This is a genomic window from Bacteroidota bacterium, from assembly GCA_016194975.1.
GTDB lineage: Bacteria > Bacteroidota > Bacteroidia > Palsa-965 > Palsa-965.
The window spans coordinates 23943-49799 of sequence record JACQAM010000019.1 but is presented as its reverse complement, the minus strand read 5'-3'; the positions used below and the strand labels follow the sequence as shown (position 1 = coordinate 49799).

25 protein-coding genes and 1 pseudogene are annotated in these 25857 nt (G+C 42.6%); 15 read left to right on the top strand and 11 right to left on the bottom strand.

What is annotated here, in order from left to right:
* The first annotated feature begins 23 nt into the window (after positions 1-23).
* The 4 genes from HY064_11855 to HY064_11840 are packed head-to-tail and all read left to right on the top strand — an operon-like array spanning position 24 to position 1963.
* Complete coding sequence (locus HY064_11855) at positions 24-695, top strand: RNA polymerase sigma factor (protein ID MBI3511350.1); 672 nt, start codon at positions 24-26, stop codon at positions 693-695.
* On the top strand, positions 692-955 hold the full coding sequence (locus HY064_11850; protein ID MBI3511349.1) for a hypothetical protein: 264 nt from the start codon (positions 692-694) through the stop codon (positions 953-955). Before HY064_11855 ends, HY064_11850 begins: the two co-directional genes overlap by 4 nt.
* On the top strand, positions 955-1278 hold the full coding sequence (locus tag HY064_11845) for a rhodanese-like domain-containing protein (protein ID MBI3511348.1): 324 nt from the start codon (positions 955-957) through the stop codon (positions 1276-1278). The genes HY064_11850 and HY064_11845 overlap by 1 nt, the downstream gene beginning before the upstream one ends.
* 43 nt (positions 1279-1321) lie before the next feature.
* Complete coding sequence (locus HY064_11840) at positions 1322-1963, top strand: class I SAM-dependent methyltransferase (protein MBI3511347.1); 642 nt, start codon at positions 1322-1324, stop codon at positions 1961-1963.
* Between the two features lie 246 nt (positions 1964-2209).
* Here HY064_11840 and HY064_11835 read toward each other — a convergent pair whose 3' ends face one another.
* The 5 genes from HY064_11835 to aroC all read right to left on the bottom strand — a co-directional run bounded on the left by HY064_11835 (position 2210) and on the right by aroC (position 9597).
* Positions 2210-4240, bottom strand: coding sequence for a PD40 domain-containing protein (locus tag HY064_11835; GenBank protein ID MBI3511346.1), 2031 nt, complete (start codon positions 4238-4240; stop codon positions 2210-2212).
* A gap of 100 nt (positions 4241-4340) precedes the next feature.
* The gene (locus HY064_11830) at positions 4341-7166 is read right to left on the bottom strand and encodes an AsmA family protein (protein MBI3511345.1); all 2826 of its coding nucleotides are present in this window, start codon (positions 7164-7166) and stop codon (positions 4341-4343) included.
* Between the two features lie 99 nt (positions 7167-7265).
* Entirely contained in the window at positions 7266-8030 is a 765-nt protein-coding gene (locus tag HY064_11825; GenBank protein MBI3511344.1) for a zeta toxin family protein, read from the bottom strand.
* Between the two features lie 19 nt (positions 8031-8049).
* Positions 8050-8433, bottom strand: coding sequence for a hypothetical protein (locus HY064_11820; protein ID MBI3511343.1), 384 nt, complete (start codon positions 8431-8433; stop codon positions 8050-8052).
* Positions 8434-8514: 81 nt separating this feature from the next.
* Entirely contained in the window at positions 8515-9597 is a 1083-nt protein-coding gene (gene aroC, locus HY064_11815) for a chorismate synthase (protein MBI3511342.1), read from the bottom strand.
* A gap of 90 nt (positions 9598-9687) precedes the next feature.
* Between aroC and HY064_11810 the strand changes: the two genes are divergently transcribed.
* The 5 genes from HY064_11810 to HY064_11790 all read left to right on the top strand — a co-directional run bounded on the left by HY064_11810 (position 9688) and on the right by HY064_11790 (position 17162).
* Entirely contained in the window at positions 9688-10431 is a 744-nt protein-coding gene (locus tag HY064_11810) for a hypothetical protein (GenBank protein ID MBI3511341.1), read from the top strand.
* Positions 10432-10532: 101 nt separating this feature from the next.
* Positions 10533-11783: an imidazolonepropionase gene (locus HY064_11805; protein ID MBI3511340.1), complete on the top strand. Its 1251-nt coding sequence runs from the start codon at positions 10533-10535 to the stop codon at positions 11781-11783.
* Positions 11764-13032 carry a hypothetical protein gene (locus tag HY064_11800; GenBank protein MBI3511339.1) on the top strand — a complete coding sequence of 423 codons (1269 nt, stop codon included), beginning with the start codon at positions 11764-11766 and terminating at the stop codon, positions 13030-13032. The genes HY064_11805 and HY064_11800 overlap by 20 nt, the downstream gene beginning before the upstream one ends.
* A 6-nt stretch (positions 13033-13038) precedes the next feature.
* Positions 13039-14715, top strand: a complete 1677-nt coding sequence (gene ftcD, locus HY064_11795; GenBank protein ID MBI3511338.1) for a glutamate formimidoyltransferase — start codon at positions 13039-13041, stop codon at positions 14713-14715.
* Between the two features lie 128 nt (positions 14716-14843).
* Entirely contained in the window at positions 14844-17162 is a 2319-nt protein-coding gene (locus HY064_11790) for a hypothetical protein (protein ID MBI3511337.1), read from the top strand.
* Positions 17163-17166: 4 nt separating this feature from the next.
* Here the strand turns inward: HY064_11790 and HY064_11785 are convergent, their stop codons facing one another.
* The gene (locus HY064_11785) at positions 17167-18900 is read right to left on the bottom strand and encodes a glycosyltransferase family 39 protein (GenBank protein ID MBI3511336.1); all 1734 of its coding nucleotides are present in this window, start codon (positions 18898-18900) and stop codon (positions 17167-17169) included.
* A 35-nt stretch (positions 18901-18935) separates the two neighbouring features.
* On the opposite strand from HY064_11785, the gene HY064_11780 reads away from it, so the two are divergent.
* Positions 18936-19061, top strand: coding sequence for a FeoB-associated Cys-rich membrane protein (locus tag HY064_11780; GenBank protein MBI3511335.1), 126 nt, complete (start codon positions 18936-18938; stop codon positions 19059-19061).
* Between the two features lie 42 nt (positions 19062-19103).
* Here HY064_11780 and HY064_11775 read toward each other — a convergent pair whose 3' ends face one another.
* From HY064_11775 to HY064_11765, 3 genes are all read right to left on the bottom strand, one after another.
* Positions 19104-19364 (bottom strand): hypothetical protein, encoded by a 261-nt coding sequence (locus HY064_11775; GenBank protein MBI3511334.1) that lies wholly within the window; start codon positions 19362-19364, stop codon positions 19104-19106.
* A gap of 138 nt (positions 19365-19502) precedes the next feature.
* Positions 19503-19784, bottom strand: a complete 282-nt coding sequence (locus HY064_11770) for a hypothetical protein (GenBank protein ID MBI3511333.1) — start codon at positions 19782-19784, stop codon at positions 19503-19505.
* 125 nt (positions 19785-19909) lie between these two features.
* A complete protein-coding gene (locus HY064_11765; protein MBI3511332.1) occupies positions 19910-20239 on the bottom strand; it encodes a hypothetical protein in 330 nt (109 codons plus the stop codon).
* Positions 20240-20384: 145 nt separating this feature from the next.
* Between HY064_11765 and HY064_11760 the strand changes: the two genes are divergently transcribed.
* The 5 genes from HY064_11760 to HY064_11740 all read left to right on the top strand — a co-directional run bounded on the left by HY064_11760 (position 20385) and on the right by HY064_11740 (position 23966).
* A complete protein-coding gene (locus HY064_11760; GenBank protein MBI3511331.1) occupies positions 20385-21083 on the top strand; it encodes a DUF5011 domain-containing protein in 699 nt (232 codons plus the stop codon).
* 72 nt (positions 21084-21155) lie between these two features.
* Positions 21156-21494: a translation initiation factor gene (locus HY064_11755; protein MBI3511330.1), complete on the top strand. Its 339-nt coding sequence runs from the start codon at positions 21156-21158 to the stop codon at positions 21492-21494.
* On the top strand, positions 21460-22545 hold the full coding sequence (locus HY064_11750; protein MBI3511329.1) for a CoA transferase: 1086 nt from the start codon (positions 21460-21462) through the stop codon (positions 22543-22545). Before HY064_11755 ends, HY064_11750 begins: the two co-directional genes overlap by 35 nt.
* Positions 22546-22595: 50 nt before the next feature.
* Complete coding sequence (locus HY064_11745) at positions 22596-23528, top strand: hypothetical protein (GenBank protein MBI3511328.1); 933 nt, start codon at positions 22596-22598, stop codon at positions 23526-23528.
* A gap of 6 nt (positions 23529-23534) precedes the next feature.
* Positions 23535-23966, top strand: coding sequence for a GNAT family N-acetyltransferase (locus tag HY064_11740; protein MBI3511327.1), 432 nt, complete (start codon positions 23535-23537; stop codon positions 23964-23966).
* Here HY064_11740 and HY064_11735 read toward each other — a convergent pair.
* Both HY064_11735 and HY064_11730 read right to left on the bottom strand, forming a co-directional pair.
* Positions 23958-24515: a hypothetical protein gene (locus HY064_11735; GenBank protein MBI3511326.1), complete on the bottom strand. Its 558-nt coding sequence runs from the start codon at positions 24513-24515 to the stop codon at positions 23958-23960. The two genes, HY064_11740 and HY064_11735, sit on opposite strands and share 9 nt — an antisense overlap.
* A pseudogene (locus HY064_11730) lies at positions 24508-25786 on the bottom strand (NAD(P)/FAD-dependent oxidoreductase). The gene HY064_11735 and the pseudogene HY064_11730 overlap by 8 nt, the downstream one beginning before the upstream one ends.
* Positions 25787-25857: the final 71 nt, after the last annotated feature.

Genomic DNA, 25857 nt, shown 5'->3' with positions numbered 1-25857 from the left:
GATATCGTATCTTCATTTTAGCAATGAGTACATCAGAAAATAAAAAGAAACTTTTTACAAAACTCGTAGTGGAAAATCATCTTTCACTGCAGCGATTCGCGTTGAGTCTTTGCAAAAATAATTTCGATGCCGATGATCTTGTTTCTGAAACGATTCTTAAAGCTCATGATAATTTCGGCGGGCTGAAAGATCAGGGCAAGGTGCGGCAATGGCTCTTCCGCATTATGAACAATCAATTCATCAGTAATTACAGGAAGAGAAAAAAAATGGTGGAGATCGGGAATGAAGACCGGGATGAGAACGAAAATAATTTCTCCTTATTCGAAGCATTATCGAAAACCGATTTTGTGGAAGAAGGAAATCCCGAGAAAAAATTCATCAGTGCGCTCACGCAAAAACAGTTTGAAAATGCGATCAACGAATTGCCGGAAGAATTCCGCGAAGCAATTGTTCTTTGCGATATGGAAGATTTCTCTTACGAAGAAATTTCTTCTATCCTGGTAATTCCCATTGGCACGGTACGCAGCCGTGTTTCAAGAGCAAGAATGATCCTGCAGAAAAAATTATGGCTCTATGCAAAAGAACTCGGAATAAAGACCGCGAAAAAACCAAAAGAAAAATCAAACTACACCTGTACCTGCGGTAAAGAGGAAAATGAAATTCAGCTTTCATCCGCAAAAACATTTGAAAAATGAAAACTCCTGAAAAGAAAATTGCCGAGATCGATTGTGACGAAGCTGCACTCCGCTTCAACGATTTCATTGATAATTATATCAAAGGGAAGGCGAGGGAAGAACTTCTTCATCACATCGAAGGATGCCGTCATTGTTTCGATCGTGTTGAATTCGAACGAATAATGAAATCGAAACTCCTGTCGTTCGGGAAAGCAAAACCTGAAAAAAATAAAACGGCTAAAGCTGCTATTGAAAAAATATTATCTAAAATCCGCAAATAATGAATTCAATCAACGCCAGAGAACTCAAGCAAAGGATCGATTCAGGAGAAGATCTCCGTCTTGTAAATGCGATGGAAGAAAATAAATTCCGCGCACGCCATATTCCCGGTTCACTCAATCTCTTCACGAAGGAAGGAATTGAAAATACGCTGAAAAAAAATGACAGGATCATTGTTTACTGCACCGATTTTTCCTGTAATAAAAGCATCCTGCTCTATCATCTCCTCGATGCAATGGGATATGAATATATATTTCGTTTTGCCGGCGGACTCGTGGAATGGGAAGATGCAGGTTATCCGTTAGCAGGAGAAAAAGCAAAATAATGGTTACGAATTACGAATACAACGAATTTTTATTTCGGGCGAATTGAAAACAACTATAGACAGAAAATCCCATTGGGAAAAGATCTACCAGTCCAAACAACCGAAGGAAGTGAGCTGGTTCCAGAAAAAACCTGAAACTTCCCTTGCACTTATTTCAGAACTGGATCTTCCGAAATCGGCAAAAATATTTGACAACGGCGCCGGCGACAGTTTACTCGTAGATAATTTGCTTGAACTGGGATTTGAAAATATTACCGTGCAGGATATTTCGGAAAGTGCTCTTGAAAAAACAAAAAAACGACTCGGCGCAAATGCTTCAAGAATAAAATGGAATGTTTGTGATGAAGCAAATTGCCGGCCGAAAGAGCAATATGATCTCTGGCACGATCGTGCAGCGTTTCATTTTCTAACGGATGAAGAAGAGATCAGGAATTATGTGAATACCATTTCGAAATGCATCAGCCCCGGCGGACATTTCATTGTCGCCACTTTTTCTGAACAGGGCCCGCAGAAATGCAGCGGACTTCCGGTGAAACAATATTCCGAAAGATCAATGACTGAATTACTTTCGGCATCATTTGAAAAAGAAAAATGTTTTACCATCGATCACCACACGCCCTTCAACACGATCCAGAATTTTTTATTCTGCACATTCAGAAGAAAAATTGCCACTGATTTTCACTGATTACGCACAGATTATTTTTACTGCCTTCTGCACATTCAGAAGAAAAATTGCCACTCCTGCCCGACTGCGCACTTGCCTGCACTTTGGCAGGCGGGGATTTTCACTGATTACGCACAGATTATTTTTACTGCCTTCTGCTTTCTGCCTCAGAAATATTGCCACTCCTGCCCGCCTGCGCACTTGCCTGCACTTTGGCAGGCGGGGATTTTCACTGATTACGCACAGATTATTTTTACTGCCTTCTGCTTACTGCGCTATCAGCACAAATTCCGTTCTGCGGTTCATTGCGCGATGTTCATCCGAATCATTTGGAACTTTCGGGCGCGTTTCTCCATAGCCATGTGAACCGGTGATCTGCGAACGCGGCACTCCGAATTTTGTAGTGAGCGCTTCGAACACGGCGTACGCTCTTTCATTGGAGAGATCCATATTTTGTTTATCGTCGCCCACATCATCCGTGTGTCCGTCAATTTCTATTTTAATATGAGGATGTTCTTTTAAATACGCGGCAAATTCTTCGAGCACAACCATCGACTCCGGTTCAATCACCGCAGAACTTGTTGCGAAGTTGATGTCATTGATCGTGTAAGCATTGCCCACTTTTAATTTATCGATGTTCATTGGTTTGAGATCGACCGCACTCGACTTGAATCCATCTTTCGTTGACACCAATGTGGAATTGAAAGCAGCGCTGTCTTTTTTTACGGAGATCACAAAATCTTCTTTTTTAGAAATGCGGATCGCTGCTGCAAAACTTCCTGATGTTGTATCCACTACGGCCTGGTGCACTTCTTTCGTTTGAACATCTTTCACTTCCACATCTACTTTTCCTGAGAGCGGATTTCCGAAATCATCTTTCAATTCTCCTTTTAAAATTACCACCGCTTCCGGCCGCGCTTCCGGATACAATTCAAATTGATAAACATCCCACCCTCCTACCTGCCCGTTGATCTGCGCATTCGAACAGAAAAATCCTGTTTTTCCATCGGTACTCACAAAAAATCCGAGATCATCGCCGGTCGTGTTGATCGGCAAACCGAGATTCACCGGCGTCTGCCAGTTTCCTTTTGCATCGGAGCGTGAATAAAAAATATCATACCCGCCTACACCGGGATGTCCGTTCGAAGAAAAATAAAGTGTCTGGCTGTCGGAATGTATGAATGGAGATTTCTCATCGAATTGCGTATTGATCACCGGCCCTGCATTCACGGGAACACCCCATTCACCTTCTGTATTTTTTTTCGTCACCCAGATATCGATTCCTCCTTGTCCGCCAGGGCGATTGCTCGCGAAATACAAAGTATTTCCATCGGCAGAAACAGTTGGTTGCGAATCCCACCAGATCGGGTCATTCACTTTTTCTCCAATGGAACGGATCTCCGTCCACGCACCATCTACAAAATCGGAAGTGTAAATATCTGTGTTCGGCCCGTCGGGCGTATCTTTCGTGATCGTGTAAAAAAGATGTTTGTTGTCGATGGTGAGTGTTGGCCCGCCTTCATTCGGATTTTTATTGAACGGATCGTCGAGAAATTCTCCCGCATCAAATTCTCCGTTCGATTGTTTTTTACTTTCTGTAAAAACTTCGCGGTAGGAAGCCGATCCCCAAACACGATCCATGGAACTGATGGGAACTTTCCGTATGTAAAGTGCAAGCGTATTATCGGGAGAAACGATGGCGAGATATTCATCTTTATCGGTGCAAATCCCTTTTACCGGAACGGGATCAAACGGATGCGGATGCGTTTTTACATCGACATAAAATTTCGACCACTGCAACATTTCCTGCGCCTGTCCTGAAAAGAAATCATAATCCTTCCCGAGTTTTTTCGGATCATCTGTTTCGTAGTTAATATATTTTGTTAGATAAATAATTGTGTTCGGATAATCTTCCTGGAGATAATACTGCGTTCCCAATTGGTAAAAAGGTTCAGCGCCGATATCGGGACACGCATCGACCGCTGCTTTTAAATAAGGAATTGCACCGGGATAAATTCCTTCGTTTCCATCAGCAACTGCTTTGGTGATAATATTTTTCGCCATCTGGTAATTTGCATCGGCCCACGTAGGTTCTTCTTCGAGCGTAGTTTTTAGAAACGCCATGCGTTCATCCCAATTATATTTTTTTTTGTCTTTCGCTTTTTCAAAATTCTTTTTCGCATCCTCATCATCAGGTGGCGGACACGGAGAAGCAGCTTCATCCTGTGCAAACACGCGCACAGGCACGCACGAGCATGCGATGGAAATAAAAAAAATAAAACGGAAGATGCTGTTCATGATCGCTGGTGTTTATGTAATAACGAAAATTATGCCGAAAAGGTACACCTGAGTTCGGAGTCCGGAGATCTTTTTCATTGTTCAATCTCCATGCTCCTCCCTACTTACATTTGGCATCTTTTTCCGCCTGGGCTCTTGCAACTGCATCCGCCTCTGTTTTATCGGCATCCGTTTTTGCTTTTGTGCAAATGTCATCGGCTTTTTTACGCGCAATGTCTGCCGCTTTTTTATTGGCAATTTTTTGCAGCGGGTTGGATGAACTTTTTTCCAATGCATCGGCCTGGTCATAAGCAGCTTTTTTCGCTGCGTCGGCTGCCTGGTAAGAAGTGGTTTTGACTTGTGCAGCTTTTGCTTTTGCATCATCGAATTGTTTCTGCGCTTCTTCGCACGCTTTATTCACTCCCACATTTTTCAGACTGTCGGCTTTCTGCGTCACCGTATTCACAATATTATTTTTTAATGCATCCATCAGGTTCCCGCCGGCTTCTTTCAGATTCGTTTTCACTGTTGGATTCGTAACTGTTCCGCCGAAGAGTGCCTGTACATTCACCACATCGCCGAGCGTGAATGGAATTCCTTTTGCTTTTACCGAAGATACCATTCCGTCGAGCGCTGCATTGGCCGGGCCGAATTCTGTTCTTGGAATGGCAACGTCCATTGCATAATTGATGGATTGATCGACGCCGGTAGATCCGCCGATCTTGCCTGTTGATTTACCGGACTTGAAATCGAAGGGTTGTGTTGTAACACGACCGTTCTCGATCTTGAAACTGATGTTATTGATATCGGTGATGGTTATTTTTTTAAATTTATTCATCTTGAGCGCGTCATCGAGCTTATTCAGCGGAGCGAACCCGCTTACCTCCACTTGCTTTGTGCTGAGTGTTCCATCGCCGTTGATCGAAGTGACTACCGGCATCATTTTGTGATCAAGATCACTTGCATACTTCAGCTTCGAAGAAAATTTTCCGGTGGTATATTTTGCAACAGGAACCAATTTTTCCACAGTGTTGAAATATTTTTCCGTTTGCTGAATATCAAAATCGCTGATCTCCATCTGCAGATCCACTTTAGGATCCGTTAAAGCAGACATGGAATATTTTCCATCAAGCATCATGGATCCTCCCATTAAATTCATTTTGAGCCGGCTCACATCAACGGTTTTGTCTTTGATCGTTACAATGCCGGAAACATTATCCATGTTGATGTCGGTGTAAATTAATTTCAGGATCGCCGATTTCAATGTGAAATCAATATTTCCCGGAACATCGATCACCGCCATGGAAGCCGTATCCGGAGTTGCAGAAGATGATTCGCCCATGAATTGATTGAGATCCATCATCGAAGAATTGAAATTGAAACTTCCGCGCAGCAATGAATCTTTGAAAATATAAGTGAGCAGGTTGTCGATCCTTCCATCAGCATGCATATCATTCTTCCCGATCTTCCCGTCGAATTTATTCACAGCAACGAATTGCGGCGTGAAATTCATGTTCATCGCATCGATAGTAATATCATACGGCAATGATTTTGTTTTGTAGATCATTTGCTGCACACCGAGCGTTCCGCTGCAATCGAACTGGTCGTACTGTTCTTTTTCGATCTGCGACATTCTTCCTTTCATTTTCACATCGGCATCTACTTTTCCATTGAGCTGATCATCTTTTTCCAATGGCATCACATCTTTCAGTGTAGCAAGGTCCAGATGACATTTCACCCATCCATCAAGATTCGCATCGGAAACAGGAGTGGAAACATGCAATCCTCCTTCCACCGGGTTTCCACCGAAATCAATATGCATTTTATTCACATCGATCTTTGTTTCATCGGGAACGCCGGAAGCATCATCGATCTTACAATCGACATTGATCGCGCTTATGGATTTGGGAACAGAAGGATATTGCACACTTCCATCGGTAATATTGAAATTCAAACCGAAGCCCGGCATTTTATTCTGCTTCTCACTGTAAGTTCCTTTAAGAAATCCGTCGAACGAAAGTTTTCCGGATGCTTTCACGCTTGAAAAATCTTTTGTGTACGCACCGGGAATAAGAGAAAGAAAATTCTTGAAATCATTTTGCTTTGCTTTGAAACTGAGATCCATGTTGTAATCATCTCCCGGCATTGCAAAAAATCCGTTGAGCCCCAAACCAAGATCATTCAGGTTGAATTCATTTTCTTTAAAAGTGAATTTCCAGTTCACGAGATCCATACCGAGTGAAACTTTAGCAACGGTCTTCACATTTTTCAGGTAACTCATTCCGCCGTAGTCCAGCGAAAATTTTTCAATGTTCAGATCATTATCCATATTGAAATTGTCCTGCGTAAAATCACCATCGAGAATATAATTCATATTGTCGATCACGGTTTTCATTCCGAGCGAAGCGTCGTCGTAGGAAATGTAGGCGCCGGTAAGTTCCATTTTTTTCAGTGCCAATTTAAATTTCGAAGGCGTTTTAGGCGTAGCATCTTTTGTTGGAACCGTGTCCGTTTTCACTATATCGTAATTCGATTTTCCGTTCGCGAGCACACGCACGTGAATGTGCGGATGCGTGAGCCGGATGGAATTCACTTTGTACCGGCTGCCCGCGATCACGCTCATGAGATTGAGATCGAGTTTCAGTTCCGGAATATTTGCCAGCGTATCTTTTGCAAATTCATTTTTACCAACAACTTTCACATCCCTGATCGTAAAACGGAAATCCGGAAAACTGCTGATGAGCGTGAGATCGAAATCGCCGAACGTAACAGTAGCGTTGAGATTTTTATTCACTTCATCTTTCACATACTGGATGATCTTATCCTTGAAAATAAAAGGCAGAATGATCGCAGTAATGAGCAATGCAAGAAAAGTTATTCCTGTCCATTTGAGAATTCTCTTCGGCATGCTTTTCTTTTTCTTTTTCGGTTTGATTTCTTCTGTCATGATTTTGATTTGAAAATTTTTGTCTGAATTAATTTCCTGTTGTGCGCTGGCGCAATACATGATCCATGAGTACGATCGCGCACATCGCAAAATGGATCGTTATTTTTTCTTCTTTACTTTAGCAAAATAATGTTTATAAAACCACATTGGAATTTTTTCAATATCCATCTCATCCCATAATTTAACTCCTTTTTGAATTTTGAAATGTGCAAAGTAAGGTTGTAATTGATCAGTAGAGTTATCAAAAAAGAATGCCTGATATGCCAATTGTGAAGCACCATAAAGAAACCGCAAGGAGCGATTGTATCTTGATTTTAGGCGATCTACAGGAACATCATGACCATTTTGCTTTACTCTTTTTTTGACTCGTCTTATATTAATTTCCGGGCTCTCAGTACAAACGAAATAGAGGTAAATTTTGTACCCGGCATTTTTTGCATGCTTCATAATTTCTATTTTTGAAGAATGAGAAAAGACTGTTTCAAAAGAAAACTTTCTGCCATCACTCAAAAGTTTTTTTCTTAAAAAATCTGCAAGTATCTGCGCCAGCGCTTCATCGTCCCGTTTATTAAGCAAATTGATTTTCCCATTCCCTGAAAACCTGAAAGAAGAAAGAAAACGCGACAAAGTAAAATTACTACCGCTAATAAGCCCTGAAGAAATTGAGATTTTGATGAATTCTTCTTTGGTTGTTTTAATATTATATTTATTAAAATGAAACTTGTTTTTTCTTAGCATCACTGCAATGTCATCAGCATTAACATACGTTCCAAAATCAATTTGAAATTCATTTTCACGGTAACTCCTGATTGAGTTAATGATCGTGCTTTTCCCGGAGCCATTCGGTCCTGCAAAGACTCTCATCCGTCGTGATTCTACCTGCTTAATCAAGAATAATCTTTTTCTTACCCTTTAAAGCTTTCACTTTGGATATTTTTTCAAGAACATTTCCATCTCCATCTATTTTAACGACCCAACCGTCCTTTACTGTCACAACGTAGCCCATTAACTTCAAAAACTCCTCCGAAAGATGTTCGGATTCTCTTGCAATGGCTCTTTTAAGATTCCTTTTTGTCAAATAAGTCACTACGCATAAAGATCCAGCTACTTTCTTTTTAACTGGTGAAGGAAAATAAACATAACCAACCATATCTCCAACCGTCAGTCCCAATTCAACAAGATGCGGTTCATTAAAATGCACTTCTAAACCAGTCCTCTTATTAAGAATAATCCCGGTTTTTCTATCCTTATTAATAGATTTTATCACTCCATACTCCATATTCAAAGATAAGTCTTATGAAATAGATAATAATTAAAATCTAAAACGATTTTATCAAAAAAGGAAAAATTATTTGAAGGCGCGCTGGCGCAATACATGATCCATGAGTACGATCGCGCACATCGCCTCCACGATCGGGACCGCGCGCGGCACCACGCACGGATCATGACGGCCCTTTCCCATCATTTCCACAACCTGTCCTTTGGTATTAACAGTTCTTTGCTTTTGCATGATGGTTGCAACAGGTTTGAATGCGACGCGGAAAAAAATATCTTCCCCATTGCTGATTCCTCCCTGTATGCCGCCTGAATTATTTGTTGCCGTTACTATTTTCCGTTCTGCTTTCCCGGGAATAAAAATATCATTGTGTTCTGATCCGTACATTTCTGTTCCGGCAAATCCGCTTCCAAATTCAAATCCTTTCACTGCATTGATCGACAACATTGCTTTCCCTATATCAGCGTGCAGTTTATCAAAAACAGGTTCACCAATTCCGGCAGGAACTCCTTTTGCAATACATTCCACCACTCCGCCAGTTGTGTCTCCGTTCTTTCTTGTTTCCTCAATGAGCGCGATCATTTTTTCGGCGAGATCATGATCGGGACAGCGCACAATATTTTTTTCTGCGAACGACAGATCGAGTTCAAAATATTTTTTTTCAAGTTTCAGTTTCCCAACCTGCGAAACATAAGCGACAACAGAAATTCCATTGGAAGCAAGAAATAATTTTGCCACCGCACCCGCCACTACGCGCGCAGCGGTTTCGCGCGCAGAAGAACGTCCGCCTCCTTTGTGATCACGAACACCATACTTTGCATCGTAAGTGAAATCGGCGTGCGACGGGCGGTAAATTTCGCGGAAGAGATCATAATCTTTCGACTTCGCATCCTGATTGCGGATGATAAATCCTATTGGTGTTCCGGTTGTTTTTCCATCGAGGATCCCGGAGAGAAATTCCACTTCATCTTCTTCTTTGCGCTGTGTAACAATGTGAGATTGTCCCGGGCGGCGGCGGCGCATTTCAGAACGGATGAATCCGTTGTCAATGGAAATTCCGGGCGGGCAACCGTCGATCACTCCGCCAATGGCAGGTCCGTGCGATTCGCCGAAGGAAGTTAATTTGAAAAGTTTACCAATGGAATTGCCGGGCATTCCTGCAAAAATAACTACTTTCACACTGCCCCGTTTCAAAAGTTATTCAACACTTCAAACCATTCGACAGCAGGATCGTCTAACGTGAACATGAAGAAATTTCCGGGCCCTATTTTTTTATGCTTTTTTATTCTTTTCTCACCGGCATTGTCGCTGCATGCACAGGACTCTCTGCTATTGCAACCCAAGCACAAAAACACTTTTAAACCCGCATTCGATTTCGATCAGCGTTTTTCTTTCATCAGAAAAAAAGAAGTGAATATCTGGGGTGCACGGGCAGGTGTGCTTATCAATGATAAATTCAAAGTTGGTTTCGGCGCCTATTTTCTCAAGGATAAATTAAAAAGTATCGCTGTCGATTCTTCAGGGCAATCGGCGTATCATGCCAATCGTTATCTCTATTTCGGCACGGCTTATTTCGAACGGTTTTTATTCCGCTTCAAATTCGTGGAGTTCAGTATCCCTGTGGAAGTGGGCGGTGGAAAATCTGTTTTTCTTGTTTATTCCAATGCAACGAGTGAGCAACTTGCACGAACCGTGAAATTTTTTCTTCCTACCGGTGCCGGACTTTCTCTTTCTTTCAAACTTCCGCCAATAGGAAGATTCAAGCCGACGCGATGGATTGGAATTAATTTTCTCGCCGGTTATCGTTACTGTGCATTCCAGGGCCAGCTGGAAAATATTTTTCCGCACCGGTTCGAAACGGATTACAACGGAATGTTCTGGTCGGTGAGCGGCGCTATTTTTCTTGATCGCGTTTCAGATGATGTGCATGAATGGAGAGTAGAACATCGTTACAAAAAAAGTCAGAAAGAAATGTGGATCAGCTATTGATTTTTTTTAGCTGGATTTTACCAATTTTTTTTCAGGATCTTTCCCTGTAATTTCAGGATGAATTATCTCATTGAGAATTCCCATCTTTGATTCCGATTCCCATGAAAAAATTACTCGTAAAAAATATCGGCCGGCTCGTACAGGTGCGCGAAACTTCTTTGACAAAAGTTTCCGGGAAAGAAATGGCTGTTCTTCCTTCACTTGCAAATGCATGGCTCGCGTGTGAGAACGGAAAGATCGCCGACTATGGAACCATGGAAAATTTTTCTGGAATTTCAGATTGGTCGGAACTCGAAGTGATCGATGCGAATGAAGGTTTTGTTTTTCCCTCGTGGTGCGACTCGCATACGCATCTCGTGTACGCAGGCGATCGCGAAGGAGAATTTGTGGATCGGATACGCGGATTGAGTTATGAAGAAATTGCTGCGCGTGGTGGAGGAATACTTAATTCTGCAAAAAAATTACGCGCCACTTCTGAAGATGAATTGTTTTCACAATCGCTGAAAAGATTCGACGAGATCATTTCACTCGGAACCGGTGCGGTGGAAATTAAAAGCGGTTACGGACTCGACCTGGAAAGTGAATTGAAAATGCTGCGTGTCATACGGCGGCTGAAAGAGCTTGAAAAAATTCCGGTGAAGGCAACTTTCCTCGGCGCACATGCGGTTCCCACGGAATTCAAAAACAATAAGGAAGGTTACATCAAACTCATCATTGATGAAATGATGCCTGCGATCGCCAATGAAAAACTTGCCGACTATTGTGATATTTTCTGCGAAAGAAATTATTTCACCGAAGAAGAATCCGTTCGCATTCTTGAAGCCGGAAAAAAATACGGGATGATCCCGAAAGTTCATGCGAATCAACTCAGCAATTCGGGTGGCGTGCAGGCGGGTGTGAAATGCGGAGCCATCAGTGTCGATCATCTCGAATACGTTGGCGAAGAAGAAATTTCTCTTCTGAAAAATTCTTCCACGATGCCCACTCTTCTTCCCGGCGCGCAATATTTTCTTGGCCTCCCCAATCCTCCCGCGCGAAAGATGATCGACGCAGGATTACCGGTTGCAGTAGCGAGTGATTTCAATCCGGGAAGTTGTCCATCAGGAAACATGATGCAGATGATGAGCATGTGCTGCATAAATTATAAAATGACGCCGGAAGAAGCGATCAATGCCGCAACGATCAATTCATCTTATGCCATGGGAATTTCTTCTTCGCATGGAAGTATCACTATTGGAAAAACTGCAAGTTTCGTTATCACAAAACAAATTCCGTCAGTGGCGTTTCTGCCTTATGCATTCGGAAGTAATTTGGTGGAGCAGGTAATTATCAATGGCAAAGTCCTATCCTGAATTCATGCGCGGAAAAAAAATTATTTTTTTTATTTCCATTACCGTTTTTGTCCAGCTCATTTCTCTTTTCATCCTTCATCCACGGATCATTGTTTGGGAAGATCATTACATGGCGCTGAATAAATTGCAGACGGGCGAGGCCTTCTGCGTGAGTGACGGGCAAAATAATCACAGTTTCGTTTTCCCGGTCTATTATTCCGTTGTTTTTCTCCTTTACAAAATTTTCGGACTGCATCCCATCATCGTGATGGCATTTCACATCCTGCTGAATGGCGTTACTGCTTTTTTCACCTGGAAAACCGCAGATTTCTTCTTTGATAAATTTTTTGCTGATCACCGAATTTATCATTGGAAAGAAAAACTCATTTTAATTCCTGCCGGGGTCGTACTTTTTCACCCGCTTATCCTGTGGTATTCATTTGCGAATGTTCATCCGTTAGTTTTAGATATGTTCTTTTTTTATGCTTGTCTTTTTTTCACGACAGTTTTTTTCAGAAATGCAACAATAAAAAATCTTCTTCTTTTTGCAATTACATTCGGACTTTCCATCCTTGACAGGCCTACACTTATTGTTTGCATCCTTCCATTTCTATTGCTTTCGTTCGAAAATTTCAGAATGAAAAAGATCTTACTTAATTTTTCGCTGGTGCTCTTTGTTTCAATGTTAATCATCATGCCCCTGCTGATCCGGAATTACAGGACCGATAAAATAATCGGGCTCAATTCAGCCACAGGAAAAATTCTCTGGAAAGGAGCGCTCTACAATTCTGAAGGCGGTAATTATCTTGATAACGGAAAAAGTTTTTACGCGGCAATGACCGGGAAGGATTTCGATACGCTCGATCATCTTTCCGTGAGGGAACAGAACAAATTTTTCATGAATAAATATTTAATCATCCTGAAGAACGATCCTGCTCACGTAACTGCGATGTACTTCGTGAAGCTGAAAAATTTCTGGTGGTTCCGGAAGAATATCGGAAATGAATATCCTGCCTTTTGCCGTGAACTGATCCCGTTGTACAAAATAGTTTTCGGGTTGATACTTTTGCTTTTCATCATTTGCTGCATCTTGTCAGGCAGACGGATTTTTTTTCTAATTTCCGCACCGGTTGGGCTTTCACTTTTTCAATCGGTTTTCTATGTGGAAACGCGGCATCGTTTGATCATCGAACCTCTCCTGGTATTTTTAGCGGTAGCCGGACTATTTTTGTTGATTGATAAATTAAAGATCCTGAATAAAAAAAACTGATCACTCATGAACCGGATAATCGAATGCGTTCCTAATTTCTCAGAGGGAAACGATCTCCACATCATCAAACAGATCACAGACAAAATTGAAAGTGTCGAAGGTGTTCGCCTGCTGAACGTAGATCCGGGCAAAGCAACGAACAGAACTGTTGTCACATTTGTGGGTGAGCCCGGCGCTGTAGTAGAAGCTGCATTCCGCGCCATAAAAATTGCCGGTGAGTTGATCGACATGAGCAAACACAAAGGAGAACATCCGCGCATGGGTGCTACTGATGTTTGTCCGCTTGTTCCTGTTTCCGGAATTTCGATGGAAGAAACTGCGGCGTATTCGAAAAAACTTGCTGAACGCGTTGGAAAAGAATTAGGCATTTCCGTTTATCTCTACGAATATGCGCAAGCGGATAAAAAAAGAAATAATCTTTCGGTGATCCGCGCCGGCGAGTATGAAGGATTTTTCAAAAAAATAAAATTGCCGGAATGGAAACCTGATTTCGGCCCGGTTGAATTCGATACGAAGCGGGGGGCAACCGTGATCGGCGCAAGAGAATTTCTCGTCGCTTACAACATCAATCTCAACACCACTTCCACGCGCCGCGCAAATGCGATCGCGTTCGATGTGCGCGAGGCAGGACGAACACAGAAAGATGCGAAAGGAAATAATGTGAAAGATGCCAATGGAAATCCAATCGTCATTCCCGGCACATTGAAATCAGTGAAAGCGATCGGATGGTTCATTGAAGAATATGGCGTTGCGCAGATCTCGATGAATCTCACCAATACAAAGATCACTTCGGTGCACGCTGCATTCGAAGAAGTGAATAAAAAAGCAACGGAGCGCGGCATTCGCGTAACCGGATCGGAGATCGTGGGGCTGATCCCGATGAATTGTTTACTCGACGCCGGAAAATATTTTTTAGAAAAACAACAACGTTCCACCGGTGTTCCTGAAAAAGAACTGATCAGGATCGCGATCAAGTCGCTCGGTCTTGATGAACTTGCTCCATTCAAACCCCATGAACGAATCATCGAATACATGCTGAACAATTCTACCTCATCAAAACTTATTTCCATGTCGCTTGCCGATTTCGCTGATGAAACATCGAGCGAAAGTCCTGCTCCCGGTGGAGGATCCATTTCGGCGTACATGGGCGCACTCGGCGCATCACTCGCTACGATGGTCGCAAATCTCTCTTCGCACAAACGCGGATGGGACGATCGCTGGAAAGGATTTTCAGATTGGGCGGAGAAAGGACAGCAATACAAAAAAGAATTATTGCAATTAGTGGATCGCGACACGGCTGCATTCAACCTCATCATGAATGCATTTGCATTACCGAAATCAACAGAAGAAGAAAAATCGGCGCGCACAAAAGCAATCCAGGATGCAACGCGAACAGCTACTGAAATTCCGTTCCGCGTAATGGAAGTTTCATTCGACTCGATGAATGTGATCAAAGCAATGGCCGAAAGCGGAAATCCGAATTCAGTTTCAGACGCAGGCGTAGGTGCGCTCGCTGCACGTGCATCCGTTATGGGCGCGTACCTGAATGTGAGGATCAACGCCGCCGGATTGGCCGACAAAAATTTTGTAACTGAAATTCTTTCCAAAGGAAAAGCGATCCAGGAAAAAGCAATTGCCATGGAAAACGAAATACTAAGGATCGTGAATGAAAAAATAAAATAATATTCCTGACTCCGCCCGAACTAAAAGAAATTACTTCTGCTTACCGCTGCTGCAAACCGCTTACCGACCACACTATAAATACAACTTTTCTCCTCTGAGAACGTTTAATAAGTAAGAACCCACAACTTATGGTCCGCCTTCGCGCATGGATCGACCGGCATCCCATCATCAGAAGAACGATTTATTTTTTTCCGGTGCAATTGCTGCTCGTGCAGATCAAGAAAAATCCCGTGTTGATCATTTTCTGGTTGCTGATGTTCGGTTTTCTTACCGGCGGGTTGGCATCGCGTTACGGCATTTCACTTTTGTTCGTTGATCCGGAATATATCGGCAAGGTGAATTTCTTTTCTTATTTCGTGGTCGGATTCTCCTGCGGCGGATTCATCATGGCATACCAGATCTCGTGTTACATCTATAATGCATTCCGTTTCCCATTTCTCGCAACGCTTAGTCGGCCGTTTCTCCGTTTCTGCACAAATAATTTTGTGATCCCGCTTGCGTTCCAGGTTACTTATCTTATTCTCATTTTCAGATTTCTTCATGAAGAACCTGTTTCGAAAATGCAGGTGCTGTTCGACGTCGCCGGATTTATTTGCGGCAATGCCATTTTCATTCTGGGTTCACTGTTTTATTTTTTCAGAACGAGTAAGGACATTCAATCGCTTTACGGACTGGTGGTAAATGACATGGAAAGCCCGAAGCCGAAACGCGTCATTCTTAACCGCGATCCGCTAAGCAAAAAACTCAGCTGGAAAACGGTAACACCCGGAAAAGAAGGACGCGACTGGCACGTGGAAAGTTATCTCACCGGGTTAACGAAAATAAGACGCGCACGGCCATTCGAACATTACGATAAAGAATTGCTCAATCGTGTTTTCATGCAGAATCACGGGAAAGCGGTTTGGTTCGAACTCATTGTGATAATTACACTGCTGCTCTTCGGATTTTTCCGCAACATTCCTTTCCTGATGATACCAGCCAGTGCGAGTGTATTTCTTCTTTTCACTTTGTATCTCATGTTCACGGGCGTACTCACGACCTGGTTCCGCGGCTGGTCGAATACCATTTTCGTGGTGCTCATCATTATTCTCAATTTCACTTACAAATTCGATCTTCTCGGTGAACGTACGCTTGCATACGGAATGAATTATCATGTGAAACCGGCAAGTTATTCGAATGAGAAAATAATTTCCATGGGTGAATCCGGAACATTCAGAACGCAAGATTCTATCAACACTATCGCCATTCTCGAAAACTGGAAAAAGAAAAATACAACCGACACACTTCACAAACCGAAAATGATTCTCATGAGTTGCAGTGGTGGCGGATTGCGTTCCACCTTCTGGACTTTTTTCACCATGCAGTATCTCGATAGTCTGACGGGAGGAAAATTTCTTCCGCGCACTGCGCTCATCTGCGGATCATCAGGCGGTATGCTGGGCGCAGCATACATGCGCGAGATCTGGCTGAGGGAACAGAACGGAGAAAATTTCGATCACCGCGATCCTTCCTTCCGAAAAAATGTTTCGAGTGACGTACTCAATCCTATTGCATTTTCAATTGCGGTGAATGACTGGTTCCTTCCATTGCGGCACGTGGATTACGATGGAGAAACTTACAGCAGGAACAGGGCTTATGAATTTGAAAATATTTTTCTTGAAAATACCGGCGGCATTCTTGAAAAACCACTTTGCGATTATACCAAACCGGAAGCAGAAGCAAAGATCCCGATGATGGTTTTCGCTCCGACGATTGTGAACGACGGAAGAAAACTCATCATTGCTTCGCAGGGTGTTTCTTATCTCACGGAACCCACACATTCGCCGAATGTCACTGACAAACTTATACCGGATGCAATTGAATTCAGAAGATTTTTCAAAGATCAGTCGGCCGACAGCGTTCGTTTCATGAGTGTGTTGCGCATGAATGCAACATTCCCTTACATCACCCCGCTCACTGCATTGCCGAGTGATCCCGTGCTCGAAGTTTTCGATGCAGGAATGCGTGATAATTACGGGCTCGATAATGTGTTTCGTTTTCTTTACAATTTCCGGGAATGGATCGCGGAGAATACTTCGGGCGTTATCATTGTTGAAACACGTGACAAGAATAAAGTCCGTCCCGTGGAAGACAATAATTCGCAAACGATCATGCAGGCACTTTCGCGGCCTCTTGGAAGTTTTTACGGAAATCTTTTTACCGTGCAGGATTACAATCACGATTACGCGATCGCGCAAACATCACACTGGTTCGGCGGAAAGATCGACGTGCTCGATTTTGAATTGAAGAATGAATTGCCTGATGTGATCTCGCTGAGCTGGCATCTCACGAACCGGGAGAAAAATAAAGTGATCGGCTCCATGAGTACGAATGACAATCACGCTTCAGCAAAAAGGCTTCTGGAATTGTTGAATGATGAAAGAGTGATAGATCCGGAAATCAGGTAAAAATTTATTTTCCGAATTCAAGAAGGATGCGTTCCCTCAGTACTGAACCCCGCGAAGCAGGAGAAAGAAATTTTCCCGTAAGAAACTGCACAGGGAAATCATCGAACTCTGTTATCTTTTTTATTGTTAATCCATCGTTCTCCACCTGCGGCAATTCACTCATCGAAGTGTAGAGATAAGTTTTCTTCCCATTGTTCAATTCATTTCTTACCAGCGCCGGGTCATAAATGAGCGGAGGATCATCAAGCCGCCCATAGAAATCGAGTGTGTAATCCGTTGCATCTTCCGTAAAAAAAACAGTTTCCCTCCCCTTGCGATTCTGCGCAATTATTTTTCCTGCTTTAATACTTGAAGAATACTGAAGCAAATGGGGATAGAAGTGCAAACTCAGCACGAGATAAAAAGACATCAGCGCGGCAATTAGCGGATACATATTTTTCTCCCAGAAGCCGAAAGAAAAATAGTAACAGAAAAAAACAGAAGAAACCGAAACAACAGCGAGCGCTTTTGACAGGAATGATCCGTCGGGAAAAACATAAAAGAGCAGGAACATACTGCACAGCGTAAGTGCGGCTATGATGATGGAATGAATTACGGAAATCACTCTTTGCAATAAAATATTATTCCGTTCAAGAATTTTTTCACAGAAAAAAACGGCCGCTATCACAGAAGCGAATGGTGTGGTTACATACAGGTAATGCGGAAGTTTGTAACGTGATGCGGACAAAGCAAGAAACAGGAGAAGGAACCCACCGGTGGAAAAAAATTCTTTCAATGAAGATGCACTGCATCTCTTACTGATTATACTGAAAACAGTTGTGCCGATCCCCGCGATGGTAAGCAGGCACCACGGGGCGAATGTCCAAAGAAATGTATGCGTGAAAAAAAATGCTGTTGCCCCGTTATCGTATTTCGTTCCCCAGTCACTTTCACCGGTGATCCTTCCGAAAGATTGTGTCCAGAAATAGAACCGCAGGCCGGAAACCGATTGATGCCCGTTGACTTCTTTTTCCGGATGAAGGTCGAATTGTTCGTACAGTCCTTTGCACATCGGAAAAACAAGGAGTGCAATGACGAATAGCATCACCAGGTATTCCCATCGAAAAATATTTTTCCATTCGCGTTTGAAAATAAAATGCACGCCAAGAATGAACGCCGGAAAAATTATTCCCATTGGCCCTTTTGCAAGCATCGCAAGTCCGATCCCGACCGAAGCCGCGAAAAGATCTGTCCATGCGCGGCCGCGGCTCCACTCGAGTAATTTCCAGACAGAAAAAGCAACACATCCCACCACGATCGTGTCCGTACGCACATCGTTCGTCATGAGGAAAGCAGTTGCGGAAGAACAGAAAAATAATCCGGCGATGAGAGAAGTTCTCCGGTCGTAAAAAATATTCGTCATACGGATCACCGAATGAACAGCAAGAATGAAAAACAAAAAGCTCGGAAGTTTATACGACCACTCGTGAATTCCGAAGATGCGGAAACTTAATGCAGACAACCAGAAATGCAATGGAGGTTTATCGAGATAATCCTGCCCGCGGAGAAAAATATGTGTCCAGTCGGAAGTCCGGCTCAGCTCGCGGGAAATTTCACCGTATTGCGCGGCGTCTACATTGATGAGCGGAATGAAAAGTCCGCTGGTAAGAATGATCACAAATGCAACAATGATTCTGCGGAGAACGCGGATGTTCACTTCCGTGTTCATTGTATTCGGAGAAATATTGTTTGTGTTCATGAATAAGTAAAATTGGAATCGCGTAATTTTACGTTATGGTCGAGAAAGTAATAGTGATTGTTGTTGCGTTGCTGGCCGCATGTTTTCTGTTCTTCAGATTCCGGAAGCAGTTTAATTCTGCGCGTAAAGGAGATTGCGGTGATGATTGCAAATGCAAATGAAAAAGGAGCATCGCTGCCCCTTTGCTCATTGTGACGAGAATATTATTTGGATTTCTTATTGTTTTTTTTCATTGAGTCCGCTTTCATAGTTGAATCTGAAAGCCATTTCATTCTTTCTGCTTTACTGGAACTATCGACAGAGGCAGCAAGTTTAATCGAATCGTCTTTTCTTTTCTTTGCCGCAATATTATTGATCGAGTCCGTTTTCATAGAATCGAGCATTTTTTTTGCAGCTTCATCGGCACCGCCGCATGCAGAGATCACAAAGCAAAGAAAAGCAATAGGTAGTAATATTTTTTTCATTTTCATTTTTTGAAACGCTTCAAAGATATTGATTTCGGTCTTTTCCGGTCGTTGTTAAAGTCCATAAAAAAAGGGACCTATCGTCCCTTTTTTTTGACCGAATAAAATCGGATTTATCTTAGGGCAGAGCCCTTCAGATTATTTTCCTTTTTTACCTTTGCCACCTTTTTTAGCCATTGAGTCGGCTTTCATGGTAGAGTCAGCGCACATTTTAGCTTTCATATCTGCGTCAACTTTAGCCATTGAATCAGCTTTTTTCTTGTCAGCAACCGCTTTGTTAGTAGAGTCGGTTACAAATACACCGTGAGCTGAATCAGCTTTTTTGGTTGAGTCTGCCTTAGCAGCTTCTCCGTTGTCTCCACAAGAGATAACGAATGATGTCATTGTAGCAATAGCTACGAGTGAGAGAACTTTTTTCATTTTGGTTTTTAGAGTTTGGTTAACCGGCGGCAAAGATATAAAAAATTATATAGTTGGTGATTTATCTGGTTTTTTTTCAAAAAAAAAGGGGCCAAAGCCCCTTTTTAGGTAGGAACGAACGGGGATTATCCGCGTCCGCTTGTTGCCTTTTTATTCTCGATGTGCTCTTTTTGTTTAGGAGTCATCGGTTTTTTGCTGCCAGCTTTTGCCATTGAATCGGCTTTCATGGTAGAGTCAGCTGCCATTTTAGCTTTCATATCAGCATCAGCTTTTGCCATAGAATCGGCTTTTTTCTTGTCAGCTACAGCTTTGTTTGTGGAGTCTGTCACGAAAACTCCGTGAGCGGAATCCGCTTTTTTTGTAGAATCTGCTTTTGCAGCAGCGCCACCATCTCCACAGGAGATTACGAAGGTGGTCATAGCAGCCATAGCTGCGATTGAGAGTACTTTTTTCATTTTTGGTTGTTTGAGTTTGGTTAACCGGCGCCAAATGTAAAACAATTTTTAAAACCAAAAAAAGTTTGCTTTCAATATTATATCCGCCTACTTTTGCACGAACTTTGCTATACAGCATATCAAACTCAAAACCATAAACCATAACATGAAAAAACAACTCACTTTGATCGCTTCTGTCGCATTCCTCGCGGGAGTGATTTCCATGTCTTCCTGCAAAAAGGCAGACACCACAGCCCCCGTTATCACTGTTACAGGTGGAAACGACCAGACCGCTTCTCTTGGAACTTCCTGGACAAACCCAACAGCGACCGCAACCGATGATCAGGACGGAGACATTTCTACCTCGATCACCGTTACCGGAACAGTTGACCCGAACACAAAAGGAACTTATACTCTTACTTATTCCGTTTCAGATGCAGCTGGTAACAAAGCCGATCAGGCAGTTGTTATTCATATTGTAAATGATGCCGAAATGTATACAGGTAACTATTCTGTTCATGACACGGTTCCTACTATTCCTGCCTTCAATTATAACATTACTATTACTACTGATAATACTGTAAACGGAAAAATCCATTTTGCACATTACAGTGCAGCGCTCGTTGGTTTCGCAGATTACCAGAATAACGATAACGTTTATGCCACCATCAGCGGAAGCACTGTAACACTTCCTTTGCAGAATGAAAACCCTATTGGAACGGACAATTCTTCGCATGACTTCAGCGGCAATGGAACCGTAACACAAACATCGGCACCTATCATGTTCAACATCACTTACACCGATCATGATATTACCAACTCTACTACAGCTAATGGCTGTGTGCAGACTTACACCCATTTCTAAGCTTATTCAATTATTTTCAAAGATCCCGGTTGGCAACGACCGGGATTTTTCTTTACCCGTTAACTTTGGATAATGGCTGGCAAAAAAAATAAGAGCGGAGGTTTTGTTTATTCCACCAATCCCGATTTCAGGGTGGAAGAAAATGAAAACATTGAAGGATCGACACCGAAGAAACAGGTCACTCTCAAAATATTTCTTGACCGCCTGGGCGGAAGTAAAATGGTGAGCCGCGTAAACGGTTTCCCCGATCATTTTCCGGAAATAGAAGAATTAGCACGATCACTGAAACAAAAATGCGGCGTAGGCGGTTCCGTAAAAAATAATGAGATCCTCATCCAGGGAAATCACCGCGATAAAATTCTCGACATTCTGATCCATGAAGGCTATCAGGCGAAAAAAGCAGGGGGGTAAAAAGAAACCGTTATCAGGGATAAAAGTCCTTGAACTTGCGAGTGTCCTTGCAGGGCCTTTGGTGGGAACTTTTCTTGCTGAACTTGGGGCTCATGTTCTGAAAATCGAAAATCCCGCAACCGGGGGCGATGTAACCCGCAACTGGAGAATGCCGGAGGAAGATCATAATAAACCCTCTGCCTATTACCGGGCTGCAAACCAGGGAAAACAAAATCTGTTGCTTGACATTCTTGGGAAAAGCGGAAAAAAGATTTTGCAGGAATTACTTCGTGATACCGATATCATCCTTGTGAATTTCAAACCGGGCGATGAAAAAAAGTTTGGTTTGAATTATTCAACTCTGAAAAAAAAATTCCCAAAACTCATTTATGCACAGATTTCAGGATACGGAAAAAAAGATCCCCGTCCTGCGTTTGATCTCTGCTTACAGGCAGAAACAGGATTCATGAGCATGAATGGAACTCATGAATCCGGCCCTCTTAAAATGCCATTGGCAATGATCGACATCCTGAGCGCGCACCAACTCAAGGAAGGAATTCTTCTCGCACTTTATGATCGGAAAAAAAACGGCAACGGAAATTATGTTCATGTTTCGCTCTATGATACAGCTGTGATCTCCCTTTCCTATATGGCCACAAATTATTTTCAAACCGGAAAAATTCCCGGACTCAATGGATCCATTCATCCCAACATTGCCCCATACGGAGAAACTTTTTGCCTGAAGGATAAAAAAATAATGGTACTCGCAATTGGCAATGAAATGCAATTCGGTGAACTGTGCACTTCGCTGGAAATGGATTCGCTGGTGACCGACAAAAAATATTCAACCAATGAAATGCGCGTTGCCAATCGCAATGAACTTTTCCGAAAACTGAAAACTGTGATCGAAAAATTCTCTTCCGCCGAGATTGAAAAAAAACTTGAACGAAAAAATATCCCTTTTGCCTTTGTGCGCAATATTGGGGAAGTGCTCTGTCAAACTGATTCGACACGGCTTCTTGTCGAAGATGAATACGGTTTTACCCTGAAAAGTGCAGCTTTTATAGAATAGCTATTCGTTTTTACCGCATTTTTCGTTAAATTTGTATTGACCCTATTTGCATGAAAATTCTATTATTCCGTCGCGTATTATTTATTTGTTTGCTGGCGTTGCCGCTCATTGGCTTTGCACAGCGGAATAAGCATTACAAGTGGGAAGCAGGAGTTGATCTTGGCGCTTCGAATTTTCTCGGTGATCTTGGTGGAGCCAATCAGATAGGAACACATTTTGTCCGCGACCTGGAACTTTCACTCACCCGCCCTTCTTTCGGAGTTCATTTGCGTTACAGGAAAAGCCGTTATGTTGGTTTTCGCGCAAACTTTGTTTACGGAAAAATTTATGGCGATGATAATCTTACCCTTGAACGTTACCGCAATAACCGCAACCTGAATTTTAAATCAAACATTTTCGAATTCTCCGGACAGGTAGAATTCTATTTCTCGAAAGAACGGCCGGGACATATTTACAATTACAAAAAAATTCACGGGTGGAGACATATCGATATTCAGGAATATGGATTCCTCGGAGTGGGCGGATTTTATTTCAACCCGAAAGGTTTCGACCAGGGACAATGGTACAATCTGAGAGATATGCGAACGGAAGGTGAAGGCCTCAAGCCGGGATTACCAATGTATTCCAATTATTCCGTTTGTTTTCCAATGGGACTTGGATTCAAATATGCAATGAATCGCCGTTTCAGTCTTGGAATTGAATTCGGCTTACGACTCACCCTCACCGATTATATTGACGATGTGAGCACTGTGTATGTTGATCCTGCTTTACTGACTTCTTATTTCGGATCGAATGCAACTACTGCTATTCATTTTGCAAATCCTACCAACCACACAATCACTGCTGGTGACAATGGCGGAATTGATCCGACAGGCGTTGGCCAGCAACGAGGCGATTCGAAACACAACGATGCCTATATGTTCATGCACATCACCGTGAATTACAAGTTGGGCAAGATCAAGAAGACGCACTCGAAGTTCTGATCTGTTATGATCATCCGTCAACCGGAATCCTCAGAAGATTTTAAAAAATATTACCGTCTGCGCTGGGAAGTGCTTAGAAAAAAATGGGATCAGCCCGAAGGTTCTGAAAAAGATGAGTTGGAAAAAATTTCTTTCCATGCGATAGCAGTGAATGAAAAAGATGAAGTGGTGGGCGTTGCACGACTCCATAAAAATTCTGCAGAAGAGGGACAAATCCGTTTCATGGGCGTGCGCGAAGATCAACAGGGAAAAGGTGTAGGAAAAAAATTGGTTGATTTTCTCGAAGAAGAAGCACGCCGACTTAAATTCTCAAGAATAATATTGCAGGCGAGAGAGAATGCTGTTCCGTTTTATCTTGCTCTTGGTTACAGGCAAATGGAAAAATCGTTCATCATGTGGAACCTTATCCAGCATTACAGGATGGAAAAATCACTTTGAATTTTTCATGGCGCGCTGCAAGAGTGAAACGATCTTCGCCGATTCATGCTCCGTAAGTTTGTATCCGAAATTAATTTCCTTTTCTCCATGTATGAATGAAATGGAATCGCAATCTGTGTTCCAGTAATCGCCGCCGATCTTATTGATCCATGAAGGCGCATTGTTTTTTTTCACTTCCAGTTTTTTTATTTCATCCAACGGATAATTCTGCACCCATCCTCTTCCATTAATGTCTTTTTTATAATACAAAGTGGATGATCTTATTTTTATGATCTCTCTTCCTTTCCATTGCCACATGGCCGATTTTCCCATGATGTATAAAAAATATCCCCAGAAGGCAAGCCACACCAATGTAACGATCTTCGATTTTTCATCTGTCATTCCGAAATATCCGTAAATGATGGTTGCTCCCCCGGCGATCCATAACACAAGCAACAGTGAAATATTTCTCGTTTTTATTTTGTCGCCCGATGCGGTAATGACAATACTTATCTCTTCCTCTTTTCCAAGATAGGAAGCACGCTCACTTATGTTGAGTATCTCAGCCAATTTTTTTTGATTTGAATGGACGAATAATAAGACGCAACCCGCGTTCATAATTGAAATAACTGATGAGCCAGTTGAAGAATACGATGATCCTGTTGCGGAAACCCACCAAGAATAAAAGATGAATGAACATCCAGATGAGCCATGCAAAAAATCCCTGCGTTTTTATCCGCTTCGTTTCCACCACCGCTTTATTTCTTCCTACTGTAGCCATCGAACCTTTGTCATGATAACTGAATTTTTTCCAATGCACCACATTCATTCCCGAACAAAGATTTTTACCCAGATTAATTCCCTGCTGAATCGCAACCTGCGCAACCTGCGGATGGCCTTTCGGAAATTTTTCCTGCATCATGAAAGCAACATCACCCAAAGCAAAAATATTTTCTGTGCCTGAAACTTTATTGCATTCGTCTACTTTTATTCTTCCATTTTGCAAAACAGCATCAGGCGGAATTCCATTGATAATTTTTCCCATTACGCCCGCAGCCCAGATAAGTGTGGAGCATGGAATATTTTTTTCCGATGCTGTGAAAACATTTTTTCCGTCGTAACCGGTCACTCTTGTTTTCAACCAGACTTTCACTCCCATTTTTTCGAGATACTGTTTTGCTTTTTCAGAAGAACGTTCTCCCATTGCACCCAGCACACGTTCGCCGTTATCCACGAGGTGAATATTCATATTCATGAAATCGAGTTCGGGATAATCATTCGGCAGCACATGTTGTTTCAGTTCCGCGAGTGCGCCCGCGAGTTCCACACCTGTAGGCCCGCCACCGGCGATCACGTACGTCATGAGCGCATCACGCTCGCGCAGGTCTGTACACGTGACGGCCATTTCAAAATTTTCGAGAATGCAACTGCGGAGATTCAACGCTTCCTGCACCGTTTTCATCGGCATACTTTTCATCCGCAATTCTTCCATTCCGAAATAACTCGTATCGGAACCGGTTGCAATTACAAGAAAATCATATTCCAGTTCGCCGATGTTCGTTTCAATTTTATTTTTTTCCGGGAATGACGCTCGTTACTTCCGCCATCCTGAAATAAAAATTTTTCATTCCCTTGAAAATTTTTCTCAATGGAAAAACGATTGAATCGGGTTCGATGCCCGCCGTCGCCACCTGGTAAAGCAACGGCTGAAAAGTGTGAAAATTATTCCGGTCTATCATCACCACCTGGAAATATCCGCGCAACTCTTTTGCCAGTTCAATTCCGGCAAATCCTCCGCCAATGATCACTACACGCTGCAAATAAATTCGAGGAACATCCATTCCCATTGGGCAAAGTTATGAGTCGTGAGTTTTGAATTGTGAATTTCCGGAAATAAATTATGCGCATGAAA